Below are 19,321 nucleotides of genomic sequence, written 5' to 3' on the forward strand. Positions count from 1 at the left end.
TATATGCATGCAATCATGCAACAAATTGTGAACATGCACATTCCGAACGCCTGACATCCTCGCGCCTAGGATGTGTGGCATGGAACCTTCGAGCACCAGGCCGAAGAGCACGCGGCGCTCGGGCGCGCACGGCCCGCTCGCCGAGGACGCTCTGCTGGACGCGGTGGGCCCGGCGTTCTCGCGGCTGCGCCGCGCCGCCGCGCTGAACGTGGAGAAACCGGTGTCCCGCAAGGACATGAGCCGGACCCTGGTGCTCAACATCGTGGAGGAGGGACCGGAGGACAACGGCCAGGAGATCACCGTCGGAGTCGTCGCGGAACGGCTGGCCGTGGACCCTTCCGTGGCCAGCCGCATGGTCACCGACTGCATCTCCGCGGGCTACCTGGTCCGTGCCGCGTCCCAGCAGGACGGACGGCGCACGATCCTCGAGATGACCGACCAGGGGCTGGAGATGCTGGCGGCCTTCCGGCGCCACCAGCGGGCGGCCTTCGAGTTCATCACCCGGGACTGGCCCGAGGACGAGCGGCTGCAGTTCGCCCGGCTGCTGATCAAGTACGTCGGCTCGGTGGCCGAGGCACGCGACGCGTCGGTCGGCGGATGACCGCCCGCCGTTCATCGCTCAGCGCGCGAGAATGCGCCGCAGCGCCGCGGTGAGCGCCGCGCCCTGGTCGTCGGCCGGCACCCCGCCCGGGGAGCGCCAGGCGACGATCCCGTCCGGGCGTACCAGGACGGCTCCGTCTGCGCGGACACCGTAGGCGGCGTTCCAGCGGCCGTCCGGGTCGGCCAGTGCGCCGCCGTCCTGGGCGGTCGCGGCGATGCGGTGGAAGGTGAGGCGCGCGCCGGTCTCGGCGGCTGCCGCCTCGGCCGCCTCGGCCCAGGAACCGCCGTCCTGACCGGCCATCAGCACGAAGCCGGTGCCGAACAGATCGAGTGTGGCCAGCGGGGCGCCGTCCCGCTCCAGCACCACGTACGGGGCGCGGGTGCCGGGCTCGCCGCGCAGCGTGCGCGGGTCGGACGTCAACGGCAGCTGCGTGGCCCCCGTCTCGGGGACGAACGCACCGGAGCGGTAGGCCTGGCCCATCGTCACGGTCATCGCGTCGTCGGTGGCGGCCTGCTGCTCCTCGGTCGCGGTGCCCGAGCGCATGGCCAGCTGAAGCGAGCCCTGCTGCGCGGTGTAGAGGCCGACCGGCCGGCGCTCTTCCTGATAGGTGGTCAGCAGCCCCGGGCCTGCGGTTCCCTCGAGGACGAGGGCCAGCTTCCAGGCCAGGTTGAAGGCGTCGGCGATGCCGGTGTTGGCCCCGTACCCGCCGGTGGGCGGGATCTGGTGGGCGGCGTCGCCCGCTATCAGCACCCGGCCCTGGACGAAGGTGTCGGCCACCAGCTCGGCCATGTCCCAGGGGAAGCGGGAGCGGACGGTGACCTCGACCTCGTCCGAGCCGATGGCCGCTGAGACCAGTTCGGCGCAGCGGGCGTCGGTGAAGTCCTCCAGGCTCTCGCCCTTGTCGGGGTCGTAGCCGACGATCAGCGTGCCCTCGGTGAGGGTGTCGTCGTGCACCAGGATGCCGGTGACCGTGTCGTTCTTGACGTGTACGACGCTGTAGCGGCGGTCGCCGAGCACCGCGCCGAAGTCGGCGCCGAAGGCGATGCTGACGTGCCGGGAGAGCACCCCCCGGCCCTCGCGGGCGATGCCGAGGGACTCACGCACCGTGCTGCGCGGCCCGTCCGCGGCCACCAGATAGTCGGCGCGCAGGATGCTCTCGACGCCCTCCGCGGTGCCGACGACGGCGGTGACCCCGTCGTCGTCCTGCGTGAAGGAGACCAGCTCGGTGCTGAACCGCAGGTCGGCGCCGAGCTTCTCGGCCCGGGCGCGCAGGATCGGCTCCAGCCGGTCCTGCGGCAACAGCAGCAGCTTGGAGGGGGTCAGGTCGGAGAGCTCGTCCCCGCCCTCCAGCTCCTCCTTGCTGAAGAGGACCTCGCCGGCCAGCGACACCACACCGGCGCGAGTCTTGTGCTTCTCGAAGCCGGACGCCGCCTCCTTGGCGTCCTCCTCGACCCCGACCGTGCGCAGGAGCTCGGCCGTGCGCGGGTAGTAGCCGACCGCGCGGGGATGGATGGAGGTGCTCGGGTGCCGCTCGACGACGGTGCAGGGCACCTTGTGATGTGCGAGGAACACCGCGGTGGACAGGCCGACGAGACTGCCGCCGACGATCAGTACACGTGTGTCGCTGGTACTCACAAAGAACCCCTCTCGCGGATGCCGGTCTGTGCGGATCGTGGCAGCGGTCGGTGGACCTGAACTCGAACGCGGCTCGGGTGGTCAGGCCTTGAGGGAATACGTGGACCAGGAACTGTCCGCCTGGAATCCGAGGCGACGGTTGAGGGCGACGACCGCGTCGTTGTGCACGTCGTTCCAGGCCTGCACCAGCACCAGGCCCTCGTTCTCGTGGGCGGCCCGGGCCAGCAGGTCCGCCTTGAGCCAGGTGCCGAGGCCGCGGCGCCGCCGATCGGCGAGCACGAGGGTCTCGCCCGCGTCCGCCATCGGGCTGTCGCGGACGAAGAGCGTGCCGTACCCGGCGACTTCGCCGGAGTCGTCGGCGACGGCGGCGGTCACGTACTGGCGGTGTCCGGCCCGCCCGGCCTCGGCCTCGCGCGCTCGCACGTCGTCGGCGGTGGGGGTGCGCACCTGCGCCTGGCCGTTGACCGGTGCGTCGAGGGTGCTCCATGCGCGGGCGTAGGAGTCGACGAGTTCGTCGGGGCAGCGGTCGGTCCACTGCACCAGGTGGTGGCCGGGTACGGCGCGGGCGGCGAGCTCGTCGAGTGAGGTGCGGGCCGGGCCACGCAGGAAGAGGCGATTGCGCAGGTTCGTGCCGCGCAGCTCCGCGCCGCACCCGGAGGCGAAGGCCGCGGCGGCGGGGGTGTCGGGTGCGTCGACCATGAGGTGGCTTCGACCGCGGGCGCGCAGTTCGGTTCGGGCAGCGTCCACCAGGGCGGTGCCCGCGCCGCGGCGGCGGAAGCAGGGGAACACCCACAGCGAGCCGTGGCCGGGGCCGGTCGGGTCGCCGAGGTCGAGGCCGAGCTTGGTGCAGCCGGCGGGCAGGCCGCCGTCGAAGGCGGCCAGGACCACCCGGTCGGCGCCGTGCCGGCGCTGCAGGAGACGGGCCAGCAGGGCCTCCGAAACCGGCGGATCGCCGGGAAGTTCGAGGCTCATCGTCTCCTGGAAGCCCGGGAGGAGAAGGGAGATCGTGGCCGGGTCGTCGCCGTCGAGGCTGCGGATGTCCATGGAGGCATGGTGTGCCGCGGCGGTCGTACGTCCGTGGAGCGGGACTCGAGCCCGGGGATCCGCACATCCCCGGGCCCGAACCACCGCGGCAGGGCGGCGTCGGCGCTCATCGGCGGCACGGACGCGCCCTGGAGGCGGGCCGGTCCAGGACCGGCACCTGGTCGGAGGTGGACGTCGGGCGCGGTGCCGCGATGCGCCCGACGCGGGTGGCCGTCGAGTTTTCCGGACCGGGCACAGTGCGGCGGTCTGCGTGCACCGGCGGCCGTAGTGGTCCGGGTCCGCGCCGGCCGTGACGTCCTGCAGCCGTGGTCAGCCGACCGGCGCCGCGCCGCCGATGCTCTGGCCGTGCCGGAAGAAGCCGTCGGGGTCGTAGGCGCGCTTGACGGCGCGCAGCCGGGGGGCGTTCTCCGCGTAGTGGTCGCTCTCCCACTGCGCCGGCACCCGCGAGCTGGGGAAGTTGATGTAGGAGCCGCCGGCCAGGGGGGCGAGGGCGGCGCCGCACCGGTCGGCCCACTCGTCGAGTTCCGCCGGGCCCTGGACCGCCGCGTCCTCGTCGCGGGTCGCGATCTGGAAACCGGTCAGGAACTGCGCGTCCCGGTGCACGTACGCGGTCTCGGTGCGACCGACGCGGTTGGCGGCGCCGCCGAGCGCGATGCACAGCAGATAGCGCTCGTTGTCCAGGTCCGGGTTCCAGGCCTGCAGCAGGGCGTCGGCCTCCGCGCGGGTGACGGGGCGGTCGGTGAGCCGGTAGGCCTGCCGGGTGTAGGGGTGGCGGTGGCCGACCGCGTCGGGGTGGGTGCCGGTGCGGTGGCACTGCTGGACGGTCTTGGAGCCGCAGAGTGCCTCGTGCATGACGTCGGCGTACAGCCCACGCGTGCCGACCTCGCGGTGCAGGGGCTTGGTGCCGGTGCGCTCGGTGAGCTCGTCGAGGGCGTGCTCGAGCTCCTCGGGTGCGCCGTGGTGCACTCCCCAGATCTTGACGACCGGCTTGCCGCCGGGGCCGAAGATGCCGGGCAGCACGACGAGGGACGTGCCGAGGTCGTCGGATCCCTCGGCCGCCCACGCCTGCCAGGCGGTCAGTACGTCGGCGGCGTCCTCGTGCGACCAGAGGGTCTCGAAGCCGGTCAGCCGCGGGGCGTCGACGGGGCGCAGCTCGAACTCGGTGACGATGCCGAAGTTCCCGCCACCGCCACCGCGAAGCGCCCAGTACAGGTCGGGGTGCTCGTCCGCGGACGCGCGCACGGTCCGGCCGTCGGCGAGGACGACGCGGGCGGAGACGATCCGGTCGCTGCCGACCCCGAACTTGCGGGTCTGCCAGCCCAGTCCGCCGCCGGTCAGGAAGCCTCCCTGGCTGACGGTGGGGAAGGTACCGGTGATGATCTGGCGGCCCAGCGGCTTGAGGATGTCGAGCGCGTCGAGCGACTGGATGCCGGCGCCGATGCGCACGGTGGGGCCGTCGGCGACGGCGTGGTTCATCCGGGACAGGTCGATGACCAGGCCCGTACCGGTCGACCAGCCGTTGAAGCTGTGCCCGGCGCCGCGGACGTGCGCGGGGATGCCGTTCTCCCGGGCGTGGCGCACGCAGGCGAGGACGTCGTCGACGGACTCGCAGTAGGCGATGGCGTGCGGTGTGACGGTGTCGTACTCGGTGTTCTGGAGCTGCTTGGCGAGTGGGTACCCCGGATCGGACGGGAGAACGAGCTCACCCTTGAGTTCATCGCGCAGCATGGGTTCTTCCTCCGTGGCTTGCCGGTCCGGGGTGCCCTGTCCCGGCTACTTGTCGATGCCGAACTTGCTGGCGGTGACCTTGGAACCCTCATGGCCGCGCAGGAACTCACCGGTGGGCGAGTAGAAGTTGGCGCCGCCGGTGCCCTCCCAGCGGTCGTCGGAGACGAACTCGCCGGTCACGAAGACGTGGGCCTCGCCGACGTGCTCGCCCTCCGGGCTGACGGCGATGATGTGGAAGTTGTAGTCGAAGGAGTCCTTGCCGGTGGACTCCCAGTTGCCCAGGCCGATGTTCTTGGTGTTGGCCTGATAGCAGGTGACGCCGCCGTCACCCGTGAAGGAAGCCAGCCCGACCACGGACTTGCCGTCGTCCTCCAGCACCGTGGTCCAGGTTCCGACCAGCCTCGGGTCCGTCATGGCGATTCTCCTGACATGGGTCTCGGATTGCGTCGTGTGCCGTCGATACGGTGCCGCCCGGTGCTGGAGCGATGCTCGAACTGCCCTGCAGCACAGGTGGGGAGCGGGGCTCACCTTCCGCGCCACGTCCCGGCGGACCGGTGCGGGTTGTGGTGTGCCCGGTGCCAGCCGGAGTCCGCGGTCCCGCGGTCCGTCGTCGTCTCCTGGGCCGCGGCGGCGCGCTGCGTCAGCAGGGCCGTCAGGACCACGGTGAGGGCCGCGGTCTCCTCCGCCGAGGGGTGGCCGCCGGTGATCTGCCAGGTGGTCATGGGTATCGTCCCCTCGCCCGTCACACCGGCGGGTTGCCGTGCTTGCGGGACGGGATGTCCGCGTACTTGGAGCGCAGCATCCCGAGCGCCCCGATCAGCGCCGAGCGGGTCTCGGCGGGGTCGATGACGTCGTCCACCAGGCCGCGCTCGGCGGCGTAGTAGGGGTGCATCAGCTCCGACTGGTATTCCTTGATCTTCTGCGCGCGCACGGCGTCGGGATCGTCGGCAGCGGCGATCTCCCGGCGGAAGATGACGTTGGCGGCGCCCTCGGCCCCCATGACGGCGATCTCGTTGCTGGGCCAGGCCAGCGACACGTCCGCGCCGATGGACCGCGAGTCCATGACGATGTACGCGCCGCCGTACGCCTTGCGCAGGATCAGCTGCACCCGCGGGACGGTCGCGTTGCAGTACGCGTACAGCAGCTTGGCGCCGTGCCGGATGATCCCGCCGTGCTCCTGGTCCACGCCCGGCAGGAAGCCGGGTACGTCCACGAGGGTCACCAGGGGGATGGAGAAGGCGTCGCAGAACTGCACGAAGCGCGCGGCCTTTTCACTGGCGTGGATGTCGAGGACCCCGGCGAAGGCGGAGGGCTGGTTGGCCACGACGCCCGTGACGTGCCCGTCCAGGCGGACGAGGACACACACCACGTTGGTGGCCCAGCCGGGCTGGATCTCGAAGTACTCCCCGTCGTCGACGATCTCCTCGATGACCGCGCGTATGTCGTACGCCTGGTTGGCGTTGGCCGGGACGATCTCCCGCAGGCTCTCGGTCAGCCGGGCGGCCGGGTCCTGTGACGGTTGACGCGGCGCCGTCTCACGGTTGTTGGACGGCAGCAGGGACAGCAGGTAGCGCACGTCCTCCAGGCACGCGGCCTCGTCGTCGTAGGCGAAGGCCGCGACGCCGGAGACGGTGGCGTGGACGTCGGCACCGCCGAGCCCGTTCTGCGTGATCTCCTCACCGGTGACGGCCTTGACGACGTCGGGTCCGGTGATGAACATCTGCGAGGTCTCGCGCACCATGAACACGAAGTCCGTCAGGGCCGGCGAGTAGGCGGCGCCGCCCGCGCACGGGCCGAGCATCACGGAGATCTGCGGGATCACACCGGAGGCTCTGGTGTTGCGCTGGAAGATGCCGCCGTAGCCGGCGAGCGCGGTGACACCCTCCTGGATACGGGCGCCGGCGCCGTCGTTGAGGGAGACCAGGGGGGCGCCGGCCGCCAGCGCCAGGTCCATCACCTTGTGGATCTTCGCCGCGTGGGCCTCGCCGAGGGCGCCGCCGAAGATGCGGAAGTCGTGTGCGTAGACGAAGACGGTACGGCCGTGGACGGTGCCCCATCCGGTGATCACACCGTCGGTGTAGGGCCGCTTGTCCTCCAGCCCGAACCCGGTCGCACGGTGCCGGCGCAGCGCCTCGATCTCCTGGAACGAACCCTCGTCCAGCAGGAGGTCGATGCGTTCGCGGGCGGTCAGCTTGCCTTTGGCGTGCTGCCGTGCCGTGGCCTTGTCGTCGGGGCCGCCGGCCGCCAGCGCCTTGATCTCGGCGAGTTCGGTCAGCCGGTCATGTACCGGCCCCTCGGTAGCGATGCTCATGCGTTGTCCTCCGGGTGCGACAGCGAGCGTGCCAGGTGCCGTTCGACCGCACTGAGCGGGACGTCGGGACGAAGCCGCTCGGGGTGCCCCGGCGGGGGTTTGAGCAGGACCCGCTTCTCGTCCGGGACCCACTCCTGCCCCGATTCATCCGGCACGGGGATGTAGACCCAGATGGCGCCTGCCGCCGCCAGCGACCGGCCGATGGCTCGTAGAAACGCGGTGGTTATCGACCAGGCACCCACAAGTCCCCCGTCACCGAGGACGCACCCGTCAGCAGCGGCATGACCGTCCTCCTCACTTCCCGATACGCAGTGTCGGACTCGCCCACACTCACAGGACGGGCTCAAAGGTGCTTGGAGGTGCGCTCGAGAACCGGCCGGATACAGCCTCGTCAAGGCCGTTCGGAGTCGTGCGCCGGTGCCTGCGGAGCGTCCGCGCCCGTCCCCGGGACCCGCCCCTCGTCGAGCAGGGCGAACACCCGGGCCAGGGTGCGGGCCAGGGAGGGGGCATCGGTCTCGCCTGCCCCGTGCGTCACCGTGAGCGGCCCGGGCCCGGCGGCGTCGTTCATGCTCCGGGCGATGCGCCGGGCCAGCTGCCCGCTGCCCGACCAGCCCGCCAGCACCAGGGGGCGGCGTGGGCCGAGTGCGACCCGCAACGCCTGCGCCACGGTGTCGGGTTCGGCCCGGCCGGTGTTCACCGCCAGCATCAGCTCGGGACCGGTGTGCAGCGGCACCAGGGCGCCGTAGCAGTCGTGGTCCGCGTCCGGTGGCGGGACAAGGCAGACGGCCGGACCGTCGGCGCGCCGGCTCGCGCGGAGCGGGACCAGGACGGCGTCGGGCCGGACGGGCACCGCGCGCGGTGAGTCGGCGCCCGGCAGGGCCCCGAGGACTTCGGTGATGGGCCGGCTGCCGTCCGCCATGTCCGGGAAGGTCCGCAGCAGCCGCATGGTCTGGGCGAGCAGTCCGGCCGCCTCGGCGTCGGCGAGCCGGCCCCGGTCGTGCACGGCGGTGATCACCAGCCTGCCGAGAGGGTCGTGGCGGGCGAGGAGGCCGACCGTCAGCGGGCTGGAGGAGCCGGTGCTCCGCGGCGGTTCGACGCGGATGCCCTGGGCGGCGAGTTGCGCGGTCAGGTCGTCGGCGGGCGGCACGGGGCGTTCGAAGCGCACGGCGGTGGCGAAGAGGGCGTCCTCTGCGGAGCGTCCGCTCCACTGCCGCAGTTGCCCGGCGCCGACCCATTCGTACGCGGACATGTCCAGGGCGCGGTCCCGCAACGCAGCGAGAAGCTGCGGGACGGTGGCTGCCGGGTCGACGTCCACGGTCACCGGCAGCACGCCGGACAGCGCACCCGTCAACTGCTCCACACCCTCCAGGCCGATGCCCCGGCCGTCGACGGAGACCCCGAAGCCGACCATGGCCGGCCGGTCGGCACCCGTGGCCCGGTACAGCAGCAGCGCCCATGCGGCCTGCAGCGCGATGCTCTCGGTGACGCCCCAGGTCGCCGCCCAGTGGACGAGCCGCCCCGCCTCCGAGGGCGACAGTCGCCGGGAGACGCGCCCGAACCCCCTGGACCGGGTTGGCGCGCAGGCCGGCTGCACGGCCACGCCGTGCGGCGAAAGCGCCCGTGCCCAGAACTCCCGCGCGGGGGAAGGATCCCGGCTGCCGAGCCACCGGGCGTAGTCGCGCAGGTCAGGCCGTCTCTCGCCGCCCGCCGGGGAGCCCCCGCGGAGGTAGGCGCGGTAGAACGCGCGGAGCAGCACCCGTGCGCTCCAGGTGTCGACCAGCGCCTGGTGGAACGTGAGCAGGATCTTGGCCTGCTCCACCGTCCCGGACCGGGTCCGCGGAGCATCGAGCACAGTGACCCGCAGCGCGCCCGGCCGGTGCAGGTTCAGGCCGCGACGGCGGTCGCGCTCGAGCAGCGGGCCCCAGCCGGTGTCGGTGTGCGACAGCCGTACGACCTGCAGGGTGGCGCGGTCGTGGAGGGTGATCCGAGTGTGGTCGCGCGGGTCGAACGCGGCGCGGAGCAGCATCTCGTTGTCACACACGGCCTGCCATGCCGCGGTGAACCGCTCGCCGTCCAGCGGGCCGTGCCAGGTCCAGTGGAGCTGTTCGACGTGATGTCCCGCATCGGCGTGGGCGAGGGATTCGGCCAGCAGTTCCCGCTGGCGTGGCGTGGCCGGGACGGCCGGTCCCGCGAAGACCGGCTGCCCCTCCGCCGCCGGATCGGCCAGCCGCTCCAGGAGACAGCGCAGGTGGTCGCAGAGCTCGTCCAGGGTGGTGCGGGCGGGATCGTCGCCGGGGCGGGGGGACCACCGGGCTCGCACGTGCAGCAGGCCGTCCTCGACGTAGGTGCGGACCTCCAGCCCGTGGTCCGGCTCCTCGGCCGGCTGCGGCAGCCGGCCCGGTCCGCTCGACACGACGGTGAAACTGCGTGCGGGCCCCGGCAGCTCGCCCGGTTCGTGGTGGACGAGGCGAACGGGTACCGAGCGCCGCGTGCCGGCAGGTGCCGGACCGACGTGCCCATGGCTGTCGTCGGCGGCGGTGAGGGCGGGCAGGGCGGCGGCCAGATAGCAGTCGGGTGGCAGGTGCCGGTCGCTGTCCAGCCGGACGGACCGGGAGCGGGTGTACGGACCGACGGTGCGCGCCTGCCCGAGCGGCACGGTACGTCCGTCGGTGCACAGGTCGAAGACGACGTCGTGCGTGCGCAGCCAGCGGGCCACGGCCTGCCCGACGGCTCCCGCGAGTACTTCGGGGCCGGACATCCCGTAGCGGTCCGGGAGGACGGTGACGAGCCGCCTGGCCTCCTCGGGCGGCAGCGTGAAGTGGGCGTGCTGCGTCCGCGTGTCCCCGGCGGCGGACGGTGCCTCGGCGGCGGTCACCGGGGCGAGGTCGTCGGGCGCACCCGGCGGCTGCGCATCCCCGGCGGCATCCCACCGGTCCGCATCCGGGGCGGCCGGCCCCGTGGCCCAGCCCTTCCGCCAGCCCTCGTCGGCGCACAGCTGCGGTTCCCGGCCGGCCATGAGCGCCTCCAGCGCCATGTCGAGGTCCTCGAGCAGGACCCGCCAGGACGCCGGGTCGGCGGCCAGATCGTGCACGGCGAGGAACAGCAGGTCGGCCGGGTCGCAACCGGGCACCCCACCCTGGGCGTGCAGGGCACGCAGCGATGCTCCCGAGCGGGGGTCGAGACCGCGGCGCGTGTCGGCCACGGCCGCGTCGAAGGCGGTGCGGTCGGGGAACCGGGCCGTGGTCAGAAAGTCCTCCGGCGCTTGCGGGCCCTGCGCGCGGGTGCCGAGCTGCAGGCCACCTCCCGGCGCCGGGCCCAGGGGGGTGCGCACCATCGGATGCGCGGCCACAACGGCGCGCAGGGCCCGTCGCAGGATCTCCGGGTCGACGGTCCCGTGCAGGCGCAACAGCAGGCTGTGGTGGGCCCGGTGCGGGGCCTGGTGCAGGGCGTCGAGCACGGCGCGCAGGCCTCGCTCCAGCGGTGGTGGACCCGTCGCCGCGGTCAGCGAGTCCGCCAGCAGTCCCACCGGGGGGTGCGGATCCGGGGCGGCCGCTGCGGTACCGCGGGCGGTCAGGCACAGGGTGTGGTACGTGGGCCCGTGCCGCTGGAGCCGGGCGTACAGCTCACCGGGGTTCACAACCGGCGCGTCACCGGCGTCGACGCGCCAGGTGCACAGGTCGGCGCGGCGGGCGACGGTATGTGCGAGGGCCGTCTCCAGCAGGGCCGGGTCGAGGTTCCCGTACAGCTCGAGGACCGGTCCGAGGGTCACCACGGTCAGTGCCGGATCTTCGGCAGGGCCCTTGCTCATGAGCCACCGCTCCTTTCCATGGCACACGGAAGCCGGCCTGCCTGCTCATGCTTGCGGCCGACATATGTATGCATGGCGCACGGTATCCGCGTGCGGGAGGCGGTGCTTATGCCCTCCAGACATCCTTAAGCGCCTGCTGAGCGGGGCTACTGCGGCGCTGGGGCGGACGACTCCCCGGGCAGCAGCTGTGCGACGAGGCTCATGGACCTCTCGTCCGCCACGGTCCGCTCGGCAGCCCAGGGCGTCGCGCTGGGGGCTTGGGCGTAGCGGGCCACCGTGACCGCATAGCGCTCCAGCGCCCGGTAGGTGCCGAACGCCCAGGCGCCGCGTGCCGCGGGGCCGCCGTCCGGTGCGAGCAGCCCGCCGGCCGCGCCGTCGGGGAGTTCTCCCTCCACGCCCGGGGGGAAACCGAACTCGTCGAACGCCAGCCGCAGTCCCTGCCCGAGCGCTTTGGTGTACGCCTCCTTCAGCGTCCACAGGCGCAGCAGGGCGGCTGTCTGTGCCGGGCCGTCCAGGCCGCTCAGGAAGGCCCGTTCGGCAGGCGTGCACATGCGCTCGTGCATCACGTCCAAGGTCAGCGTGCGCGAGAGCGGTTCGGCGTCGACGCCGATCCGTCCGCCGCGGCTGATGCCGACCACGATGAGTTCGTCGGTGTGGGACAGCCCCACATCGACCTGCCGCAGCCCGCGCAGATGGGGCCGTCCGCCGATCTTGTAGGCGAGGTCGAGTTCGGCGGCGTCGGTGCCCAGCGCGGCCGCCGCCGTGTACTTCAGCACCAGCCGCGCGGCGGCGAACCGGTGTCGCACCTGGGGATCGGCGGTACGCCGGTAGCGCGGCCAGTCCCGGCCGAGCAGCAGGCGCAGCCGGGGCTCGGTGACGACGGCGCTCAGCCACTCGCCCCAGGTGGTGAACACCACCGCGTTGCCGCGTCGGTGCATCCCCTCCCGAACCGCGTCCCACGGTCCGGCCGGTCCCGTCACGTGCACGGGTGGGCTGATGCGGGGCCCTGGCGTCATCCGGTCGTCTCCTCCCGGCCTCCCGGCATGAGGGGGATGCCATCGAGGTCGAGGCCGCGTCCCGTGCGATGGCGGCGCAGCAGTTCGTCGAGGACGCCCGTCACGCAGTCCTGCGGTACGTCGGGCAGCGCGAGCCCCAGCCTGCGTCCGAGCCGCGACAGGGCGAGGGCGGCCCAGCCGGGGTCGGCGAGGAAGGGGTCGTCGCCCTCCTGCCCCTCCCAGACGGCGAGCACGGCGGCGGCCGCCACGACCAGGCCGTACCGGTCGCTCAGGGCGCAGGCCGCGGGGCCGGACAGGGCTTCGCCGAACCGGCCCGGAAGCAGGGCGCACTGGTCGCGCAGCGCACGCAGTTCCGCGAGGAAGACTTCCGCCATCCGTGCGAGCAGCCCGGTGCGGCCTTTGGTGCGGCCCAGCCGGGTGAGCCGTTCGGCGGCGCCGACCAGGGAGGCGGCAAGGAAGTCCCCGCCGCCGGCGAAGGCCAGCGCCCGGTGGTTCAGCGGCGGCACATCCGCGTGACCGCGCAACAGTTCGGCGGGCGGTTCCTCCTCGATGAACCAGGAACGGTTCGCGAGGCCGCCCAGCTGCGGCACGACGACCGCCTGGCAGGCGGCGGCGCCGGCACGGCCGAGGCCCGCGGCCGGCAGATCACGCACCAGTTTGGCGAGGATGCCGTGCAGGAGGTCGTCATCGGGCCGGCGGTGCGAGCCGAGCACCGCGGACAGCTCCTCGAGCCCGTCCTGGAGCAGGGCGGTCACGGTGTAGGTGCCGGCGACCGTCGGCGCATGGGTCCGGCCGGGCACCGCGCCGGCCGCCCGCAGGCACACCGTGGTCAGGGCGTCGCAGACGAGCAGGTCGGTGAAGACTCCGGCGAGCGGCCGGTGCCAGCGGCGGGCGGGTGGCCCGGAGCGCCCGTCGGTGGCCGCGCCCACGGCGGACCGCAGGATCGGGTCGACGGCCGCGGTGACGGCACCGGCGACCAGGCATCGGTTGACCTGGTTCATGCGCAGTGCCAGGGCGGCCCCGTCCCCGGGAGCGCCCACGAGGGCGTCGTCGTGTATCGCACACTCGGTGAACCGCAGCCCGGAGAAGAGTGCTCCGCGCATCCCGTCGGTCGCCACGCGCGGCAGCCGGTGGATCCGCCCGCCGGGCAGCCGGGCAGGGTCGACCAGCAGGACGGAGTGGCTGCGGGGACCGGCGGCGGCGGTGCGGGCGTGGACCAGGTAGACGTCCGCTCGGGCCGCGTCTATGACGGCGGACCTGCTGCCGCTGAGACTCATGCCCGCGCCGTCGGCACGGCGCCGGGCGTCGATCTGCTCGCGCCGGACCCCGCCGGCCGGAGCGAGCCCCGGATGCACCACGGTGGCCCGTCCGCCGCCCAGCAGCAGCCGAGCCGTAGCGCGCTGCTGTTCGGCGGTGCCGGCCGCCCATACCGCGGAGGAGGCGAACAGCGAGGTGATGCCGCCGGTGAAACCGAGCGCCACATCGCGCCGGAACACCGGCCGCAGGACCTTCATGAGCAGGTCGGCCCGGGTCAGGGTGCCGCCGTGGCCCGCGGGGACGAATTCGGATGCGAGCCCTGCCTCGGCGAGCAGCCGTTCGGTGGCCCAGGGGGGCCGGCGGTCCCGCGCGGCGGCGACGAACGCGGCGAAGCCATGTGCGTTGGCCGGGTCGTACGGGTCGCCGAGCAGGGCGTCCAGACGAGCGGCCCGGCGCAGCGCGCCGGTGACCGGTCCGTCCGTGGAGCCTTCTGTCCCGACGGTGCCCGGAGCGGCGGTGCGCCGTTCGGTGATCCGGGAGACGGCGCACGCTTCTGCGGTGGTGGTCATGACATTCCTGGGACGTGCATGCCGAGCGCGTCGGCCGCGTCCTCCGCGTGCCTGCGCGCGAGTTCGAGCAGCATGGCGCTGTCCCGGCTGATGGTCTCGCGGACGTAGCGGCGGGCGTCGGACAGGTCGGCGTCCTCCCCCAGGACGCGGGTGACGTCCCGTTCGTCCAGCACCACTTGGTGCCGCACGCGCACGGTGACTCCCGTCAAGTCGGGCTCCACCGACCATTCGCCGGCCTGTCCGGCGATCAGCGCGGGCGGCTCGGTCAGTTTGTAGACGATGAGTCCGGCCCCGGGGAAGCACAGGCGTACGGCCCGGATCTCCTCGGCGTCCTCGGCCGTGGTGCGCACCATCTGGATGCCGGGCACGTCCTCGTCCAGGTGGACGTCCTTCAGCCCTGGAACGCCGCCGGACCAGGCGCCCGCCCGGTACAGAAAGCCGTAGACCAGTTCCGCGGGTCCGTCGACGCGCATGGCGTCCTCGAAGGTCAGGACCAGCTCGTCGAGGACGGTCCAGCTCTCCGTGCGGCGCTTCAGGTCGGCCATGTGCCTGCGGATGCCGGCGTCGCCGATCCGGTCCGCCGGGAGGCGGTCGTCCACCGTCGAGACCTCGCGCACCAGCGTCACCACCGAGGAGCCGCCGGGCAGTTGCTCGACGCTCCAGATGCCGAGCATGCCGTCCTCGGCTCCCGAGCCCGTCTCGCGGCGGAACTCGATCCGCCGCGCACCGGGATCGAGTGTGCGCCGGGTCACCCAGGACGTCACGCCGTCACTGGTCAGTGCCCACATGCGCAGGCGCTGTTCGGAGCCCTCCAGGTCCAGCTGTTCCACATGCACGTTCGGGGCGTGGAACAGCGGCCAACGCTCGGCGTCTGCGATGAACCCGTAGACGACCCCGGCGGGTGCGGCCACCTCGATCCGATGCGATGTGCGGTGCACGGCCGGTGCGGGCATCGGCGTTCACCCCCTTCTCGTCGCGGGAGGCGACTGTAGGAGCCGCGCCTCGAATCCCGGTGGAACAGGAGTCGAACACCGCTGGTGGCCACGCCGGGGTCCGGACCCGGCCCCACCTTCCCGACGGCGCCGCTCCGCAGGTGACGCGGGGCACCGGGGGGGCCGCGGCCGTCGGACTCGAGTGGTCCTCCAGCCGATGCCGACCGGATACCGACCGGACGCCCCGGCGGACGCCGACCATCCGCACGGCGCACGGACGGCCGGGATCGACCGGACACCCGGCCGCCGCAGAGCGATGTTCCGGCGTCCGGGCAGGGCCGCGCACCGGGCCCGGAGGCCGGGTCGAGCCCGTCTCCACCCGCGCTCGGCGAGCGTGCCGTCAAATCGGCACCGCACGCTCCCGGGCATCCGGGGTCAACCTCACCTCGGCGGCATGAGCACCCACTGCACGGCTCGGTTCGACTGACGTGAAACTGGAGGAATACGCCATGGGGCTTCTGTTCACCTCGGAGTCCGTGACCGAGGGTCACCCCGACAAGATCGCTGACCAGATCAGTGACACCATTCTCGACGCGCTCCTGCGCGAGGACGCGACCTCCCGGGTCGCCGTCGAGACCCTCATCACCACCGGCCTGGTGCACGTGGCCGGCGAGGTCACGACGCAGGCCTACGCGCCGATCGCCCAGCTCGTGCGCAACAAGATCCTGGAGATCGGCTACGACTCCTCGACCAAGGGCTTCGACGGCGCCTCCTGCGGCGTGTCCGTGTCCATCGGCGCCCAGTCCCCCGACATCGCGCAGGGCGTCGACACGGCCTACGAGTCCCGGGTCGAAGGTGCCGCCGCAGGTGGGGAGACCGACGAGCTGGACCGGCAGGGCGCGGGCGACCAGGGCCTGATGTTCGGCTACGCGTCCGACGAGACGCCGACGCTGATGCCACTGCCGATCTTCCTGGCGCACCGCCTGTCCAAGCGCCTGTCCGACGTCCGCAAGGACGGCACGGTCCCCTACCTGCGCCCGGACGGCAAGACGCAGGTCACCATCGAGTACGACGGCGACAAGGCCGTACGCCTGGACACGGTCGTGGTCTCCTCGCAGCACGCCCCGGACATCGACCTCGACTCCCTGCTTACCCCCGACATCCGTGAATCGGTGGTCGAACCGGAGCTGAGGGCGCTCGCCGAGGACGGCATCAAACTGGACACCGAGGGCTACCGTCTGCTGGTCAACCCGACCGGCCGTTTCGAGATCGGCGGCCCGATGGGCGATGCCGGCCTGACCGGCCGCAAGATCATCATCGACACGTACGGCGGCATGGCCCGCCACGGCGGCGGTGCGTTCTCCGGCAAGGACCCGTCCAAGGTCGACCGCTCGGCCGCCTACGCCATGCGCTGGGTCGCCAAGAACGTCGTCGCCGCCGGTCTGGCCTCGCGCTGCGAGGTCCAGGTCGCCTACGCGATCGGCAAGGCCGAACCCGTGGGCCTGTTCGTGGAGACCTTCGGCACCCACAAGGTGGAGACCGAGCGGATCGAGAAGGCGATCGACGAGGTCTTCGACCTCCGCCCGGCGGCCATCATCCGGGACCTCGACCTGCTGCGCCCGATCTACGCCCAGACTGCCGCCTACGGCCACTTCGGCCGCGAGCTGCCCGACTTCACCTGGGAGCGTACCGATCGCGTGGATGCCCTCCGCACGGCCGCAGGGGTCTGACATGCGGATCGCCGTCACCGGATCCATCGCCACCGACCATCTGATGACGTTTCCGGGGCACTTCAGCGAGCAGTTGCTGCCCGACCAACTCGCCAGTGTCTCGCTGTCCTTCCTGGTGGACGACCTCCACATACGCCGGGGCGGTGTCGCGGCCAACATCGCCTTCGGCCTGGGACTGCTGGGTTTGTCGCCGTTGCTGGTGGGTGCCGCAGGCGCCGACTTCGCCGAGTACGGAGCCTGGTTGCGGGCGCACGGTGTCGACACTCGCCATGTGAGGGTGACGACGCGGCACCAGACAGCCCGGTTCATGTGCATCACGGACGAGCAGCAGAACCAGATCGCGGCCTTCTACGCGGGCGCGATGGTGGAGTCCCGCGACATCAGCCTGCCCGAGATCGCCGCTCGCGCCCAAAGCCCCGACCTCGCCGTCATCGCACCCGACGATCCGGGGGCCATGCTGCGCCACACCCGGGAGTGCCAGGAGCTCGGCATTCCCGTCGCCGCCGACCCCTCCCAGCAACTGGCCCGTCTGGAACGCGAGGAGGCCCGCCGGTTGGTCGACGGTGCGCGCCTGCTGTTCGCCAACGAGTACGAGTCCGCGCTGCTGTGCGACAGAACAGGCTGGACCGAGCAGCAGGTGCTGGATCGCGTGGGCACCTGGATCACCACCCGCGGCGCCGACGGGGTGACGCTCACCTCCGCCGGCGACGGGACTCTGACCGTACCGGCCGTGCCGGCCAAGGAAGCGGCCGATCCCACGGGCGTGGGCGACGGCTTCCGCGCGGGTTACCTCGCAGGCCTGGGCCGCGGGCTGCCGAATGAACGGGCGGCCCAGCTGGGCTGCGCCCTGGCCACGACGGTCCTGGAGAGCGTCGGCACCCAGGAGTACCGGCTGACGGCCGACGGCCTGTCCGCGCGCATCGCCGATGCATACGGCCCGGACGCCGCTGCGCACATCGCACGCCACGTGGAGGTTCCGGCATGACGGCGTCTTCCGAGACTCTGCGGGAGGCCCTCGCCTCCCGGGTCGTGGTGGCCGACGGAGCGATGGGCACCATGCTCCAGGCCCATGATCCGACGCTGGAGGACTTCCAGCAGCTGGAGGGCTGCAACGAGGTCCTCAACGTCACGCGGCCGGACATCGTCCGCTCCGTGCACGACGCGTACTTCGCGGCGGGCGTGGACTGCGTGGAGACCAACACCTTCGGTGCCAACCACTCGGCGATGGCGGAGTACGACATCGCCGGCCGCGTGCACCAGCTGTCCGAGGCGGGTGCCCGGATCGCCCGCGAGGCGGCGGACGCCTGGAGCGGCGGCGACGGCCGTCCACGGTGGGTGCTGGGTTCGATGGGACCCGGTACGAAGCTGCCGACCCTCGGTCACATCGACTACGGCACGCTGCGGGACGGCTTCCAGGCGAACGCCGAGGGCCTGCTCGCAGGCGGCGCGGACGCGCTGATCGTGGAGACCACGCAGGACCTGCTGCAGACGAAGTCGTCGATCCTGGGCGCCCGGCGCGCCATGGAGGCGACCGGCACCGAGGTGCCGCTGCTCGTCTCGATGGCCTTCGAGACGACCGGCACGATGCTGCTCGGCTCGGAGATCGGCGCCGCGCTGACCGCGCTGGAGCCGCTGGGCATCGACATGATCGGCCTGAACTGCTCGACGGGTCCGGCCGAGATGAGCGAGCACCTGCGCCACTTGGCCCGGCACTCCCGTATCCCGCTGCTGTGCATGCCGAACGCGGGCCTGCCCGTGCTGACCAGCGACGGCGCGCACTTCCCGCTCGGGCCGGAGGGCCTGGCGGACGCCCAGGAGTCGTTCGTCCGCGAGTACGGTCTGTCGCTGGTGGGCGGCTGCTGTGGTACGACCCCGGAGCACCTGCGCCGGCTGGTCGAGCGGGTGCGTGGTGTCGCCCCGACCGAGCGTGAGCCGCGCCCGGAGCCGGGGGCGGCCTCGCTCTACCAGAGTGTCCCGTTCCGTCAGGACACCTCCTACCTCGCCATCGGCGAGCGGACGAACGCCAACGGTTCGAAGAAGTTCCGTGAGGCGATGCTGGAGGGCCGCTGGGACGACTGTGTGGAGATGGCGCGCGAGCAGATCCGTGAGGGCGCGCACATGCTCGACCTGTGCGTGGATTACGTGGGCCGTGACGGGGTGGCCGACATGGAGGAGCTGGCGGGGCGTTTCGCGACCGCCTCCACGCTGCCGATCGTGCTGGACTCCACCGAGGTCGACGTCATCCGGGCCGGTCTGGAGAAGCTCGGCGGCCGCGCGGTGATCAACTCGGTGAACTACGAGGACGGTGACGGCCCGGAGTCCCGCTTCGCGCGTGTCACCGAGCTGGCCCGCGAGCACGGGGCGGCGTTGATCGCGCTGACCATCGACGAGGAGGGCCAGGCCCGCACTCCTGAGAAGAAGGTGGAGATCGCCGAGCGGCTGATCGAGGACCTCACCGGCAACTGGGGCATTCTCGAGTCGGACATCCTCATCGACACCCTGACCTTCACCATCTGTACCGGTCAGGAGGAGTCCCGCAAGGACGGCATCGCCACCATCGAGGCGATCCGCGAGCTCAAGCGCCGCCACCCGGACGTGCAGACCACGCTGGGGCTGTCGAACATCTCCTTCGGCCTGAACCCGGCCGCCCGGATCCTGCTGAACTCCGTCTTCCTGGACGAGTGCGTCAA

General features: G+C 72.4%; 15 protein-coding genes. 4 read left to right on the plus strand and 11 right to left on the minus strand.

Annotated features, from left to right (window positions below; all coding sequences use genetic code 11):
• Positions 1-79 precede the first annotated feature (79 nt).
• Positions 80-601 carry a MarR family winged helix-turn-helix transcriptional regulator gene (locus tag ACZ7L6_RS13825; RefSeq protein WP_471923313.1) on the plus strand — a complete coding sequence of 174 codons (522 nt, stop codon included), beginning with the start codon at positions 80-82 and terminating at the stop codon, positions 599-601.
• Between the two features lie 18 nt (positions 602-619).
• On the opposite strand, the gene ACZ7L6_RS13830 is transcribed toward ACZ7L6_RS13825, so the two are convergent.
• The 11 genes from ACZ7L6_RS13830 to ACZ7L6_RS13880 all read right to left on the minus strand — a co-directional run bounded on the left by ACZ7L6_RS13830 (position 620) and on the right by ACZ7L6_RS13880 (position 14,922).
• Positions 620-2,236: an FAD-dependent oxidoreductase gene (locus ACZ7L6_RS13830; RefSeq protein WP_471923315.1), complete on the minus strand. Its 1,617-nt coding sequence runs from the start codon at positions 2,234-2,236 to the stop codon at positions 620-622.
• A gap of 81 nt (positions 2,237-2,317) precedes the next feature.
• Positions 2,318-3,280 (minus strand): GNAT family N-acetyltransferase, encoded by a 963-nt coding sequence (locus tag ACZ7L6_RS13835; RefSeq protein ID WP_471923317.1) that lies wholly within the window; start codon positions 3,278-3,280, stop codon positions 2,318-2,320.
• Positions 3,281-3,589: 309 nt separating this feature from the next.
• Complete coding sequence (locus tag ACZ7L6_RS13840; RefSeq protein WP_471923319.1) at positions 3,590-5,008, minus strand: FAD-binding oxidoreductase; 1,419 nt, start codon at positions 5,006-5,008, stop codon at positions 3,590-3,592.
• A gap of 45 nt (positions 5,009-5,053) precedes the next feature.
• Positions 5,054-5,422: a hypothetical protein gene (locus ACZ7L6_RS13845; protein ID WP_471923321.1), complete on the minus strand. Its 369-nt coding sequence runs from the start codon at positions 5,420-5,422 to the stop codon at positions 5,054-5,056.
• 110 nt (positions 5,423-5,532) lie between these two features.
• Positions 5,533-5,730, minus strand: a complete 198-nt coding sequence (locus tag ACZ7L6_RS13850) for an acyl-CoA carboxylase subunit epsilon (protein ID WP_471923323.1) — start codon at positions 5,728-5,730, stop codon at positions 5,533-5,535.
• A gap of 20 nt (positions 5,731-5,750) precedes the next feature.
• A complete protein-coding gene (locus ACZ7L6_RS13855) occupies positions 5,751-7,319 on the minus strand; it encodes an acyl-CoA carboxylase subunit beta (RefSeq protein WP_471923325.1) in 1,569 nt (522 codons plus the stop codon).
• A complete protein-coding gene (locus tag ACZ7L6_RS13860) occupies positions 7,316-7,561 on the minus strand; it encodes a DUF6059 family protein (protein WP_471923327.1) in 246 nt (81 codons plus the stop codon). The genes ACZ7L6_RS13855 and ACZ7L6_RS13860 overlap by 4 nt, the downstream gene beginning before the upstream one ends.
• A gap of 149 nt (positions 7,562-7,710) precedes the next feature.
• The gene (locus ACZ7L6_RS13865; protein WP_471923329.1) at positions 7,711-11,127 is read right to left on the minus strand and encodes a condensation domain-containing protein; all 3,417 of its coding nucleotides are present in this window, start codon (positions 11,125-11,127) and stop codon (positions 7,711-7,713) included.
• A 146-nt stretch (positions 11,128-11,273) separates the two neighbouring features.
• Positions 11,274-12,143: a 4'-phosphopantetheinyl transferase family protein gene (locus ACZ7L6_RS13870; protein WP_471923331.1), complete on the minus strand. Its 870-nt coding sequence runs from the start codon at positions 12,141-12,143 to the stop codon at positions 11,274-11,276.
• Positions 12,140-13,969, minus strand: a complete 1,830-nt coding sequence (locus ACZ7L6_RS13875) for an acyl-CoA dehydrogenase (RefSeq protein ID WP_471923333.1) — start codon at positions 13,967-13,969, stop codon at positions 12,140-12,142. Before ACZ7L6_RS13875 ends, ACZ7L6_RS13870 begins: the two co-directional genes overlap by 4 nt.
• A complete protein-coding gene (locus tag ACZ7L6_RS13880; RefSeq protein WP_471923335.1) occupies positions 13,966-14,922 on the minus strand; it encodes an aromatase/cyclase in 957 nt (318 codons plus the stop codon). Before ACZ7L6_RS13880 ends, ACZ7L6_RS13875 begins: the two co-directional genes overlap by 4 nt.
• 488 nt (positions 14,923-15,410) lie before the next feature.
• On the opposite strand from ACZ7L6_RS13880, the gene metK reads away from it, so the two are divergent.
• The 3 genes from metK to ACZ7L6_RS13895 all read left to right on the plus strand — a co-directional run.
• Positions 15,411-16,631 (plus strand): methionine adenosyltransferase, encoded by a 1,221-nt coding sequence (gene metK, locus ACZ7L6_RS13885; protein WP_471923337.1) that lies wholly within the window; start codon positions 15,411-15,413, stop codon positions 16,629-16,631.
• A gap of 1 nt (position 16,632) precedes the next feature.
• A complete protein-coding gene (locus tag ACZ7L6_RS13890; RefSeq protein WP_471923339.1) occupies positions 16,633-17,616 on the plus strand; it encodes a carbohydrate kinase family protein in 984 nt (327 codons plus the stop codon).
• Positions 17,613-19,321 (plus strand): homocysteine S-methyltransferase family protein (locus tag ACZ7L6_RS13895; RefSeq protein WP_471923341.1); only part of this gene is annotated, 1,709 nt, incomplete at its 3' end. The genes ACZ7L6_RS13890 and ACZ7L6_RS13895, both read left to right, overlap by 4 nt.

The sequence above is a fragment of the Streptomyces sp. NPDC107522 genome, assembly GCF_055657525.1.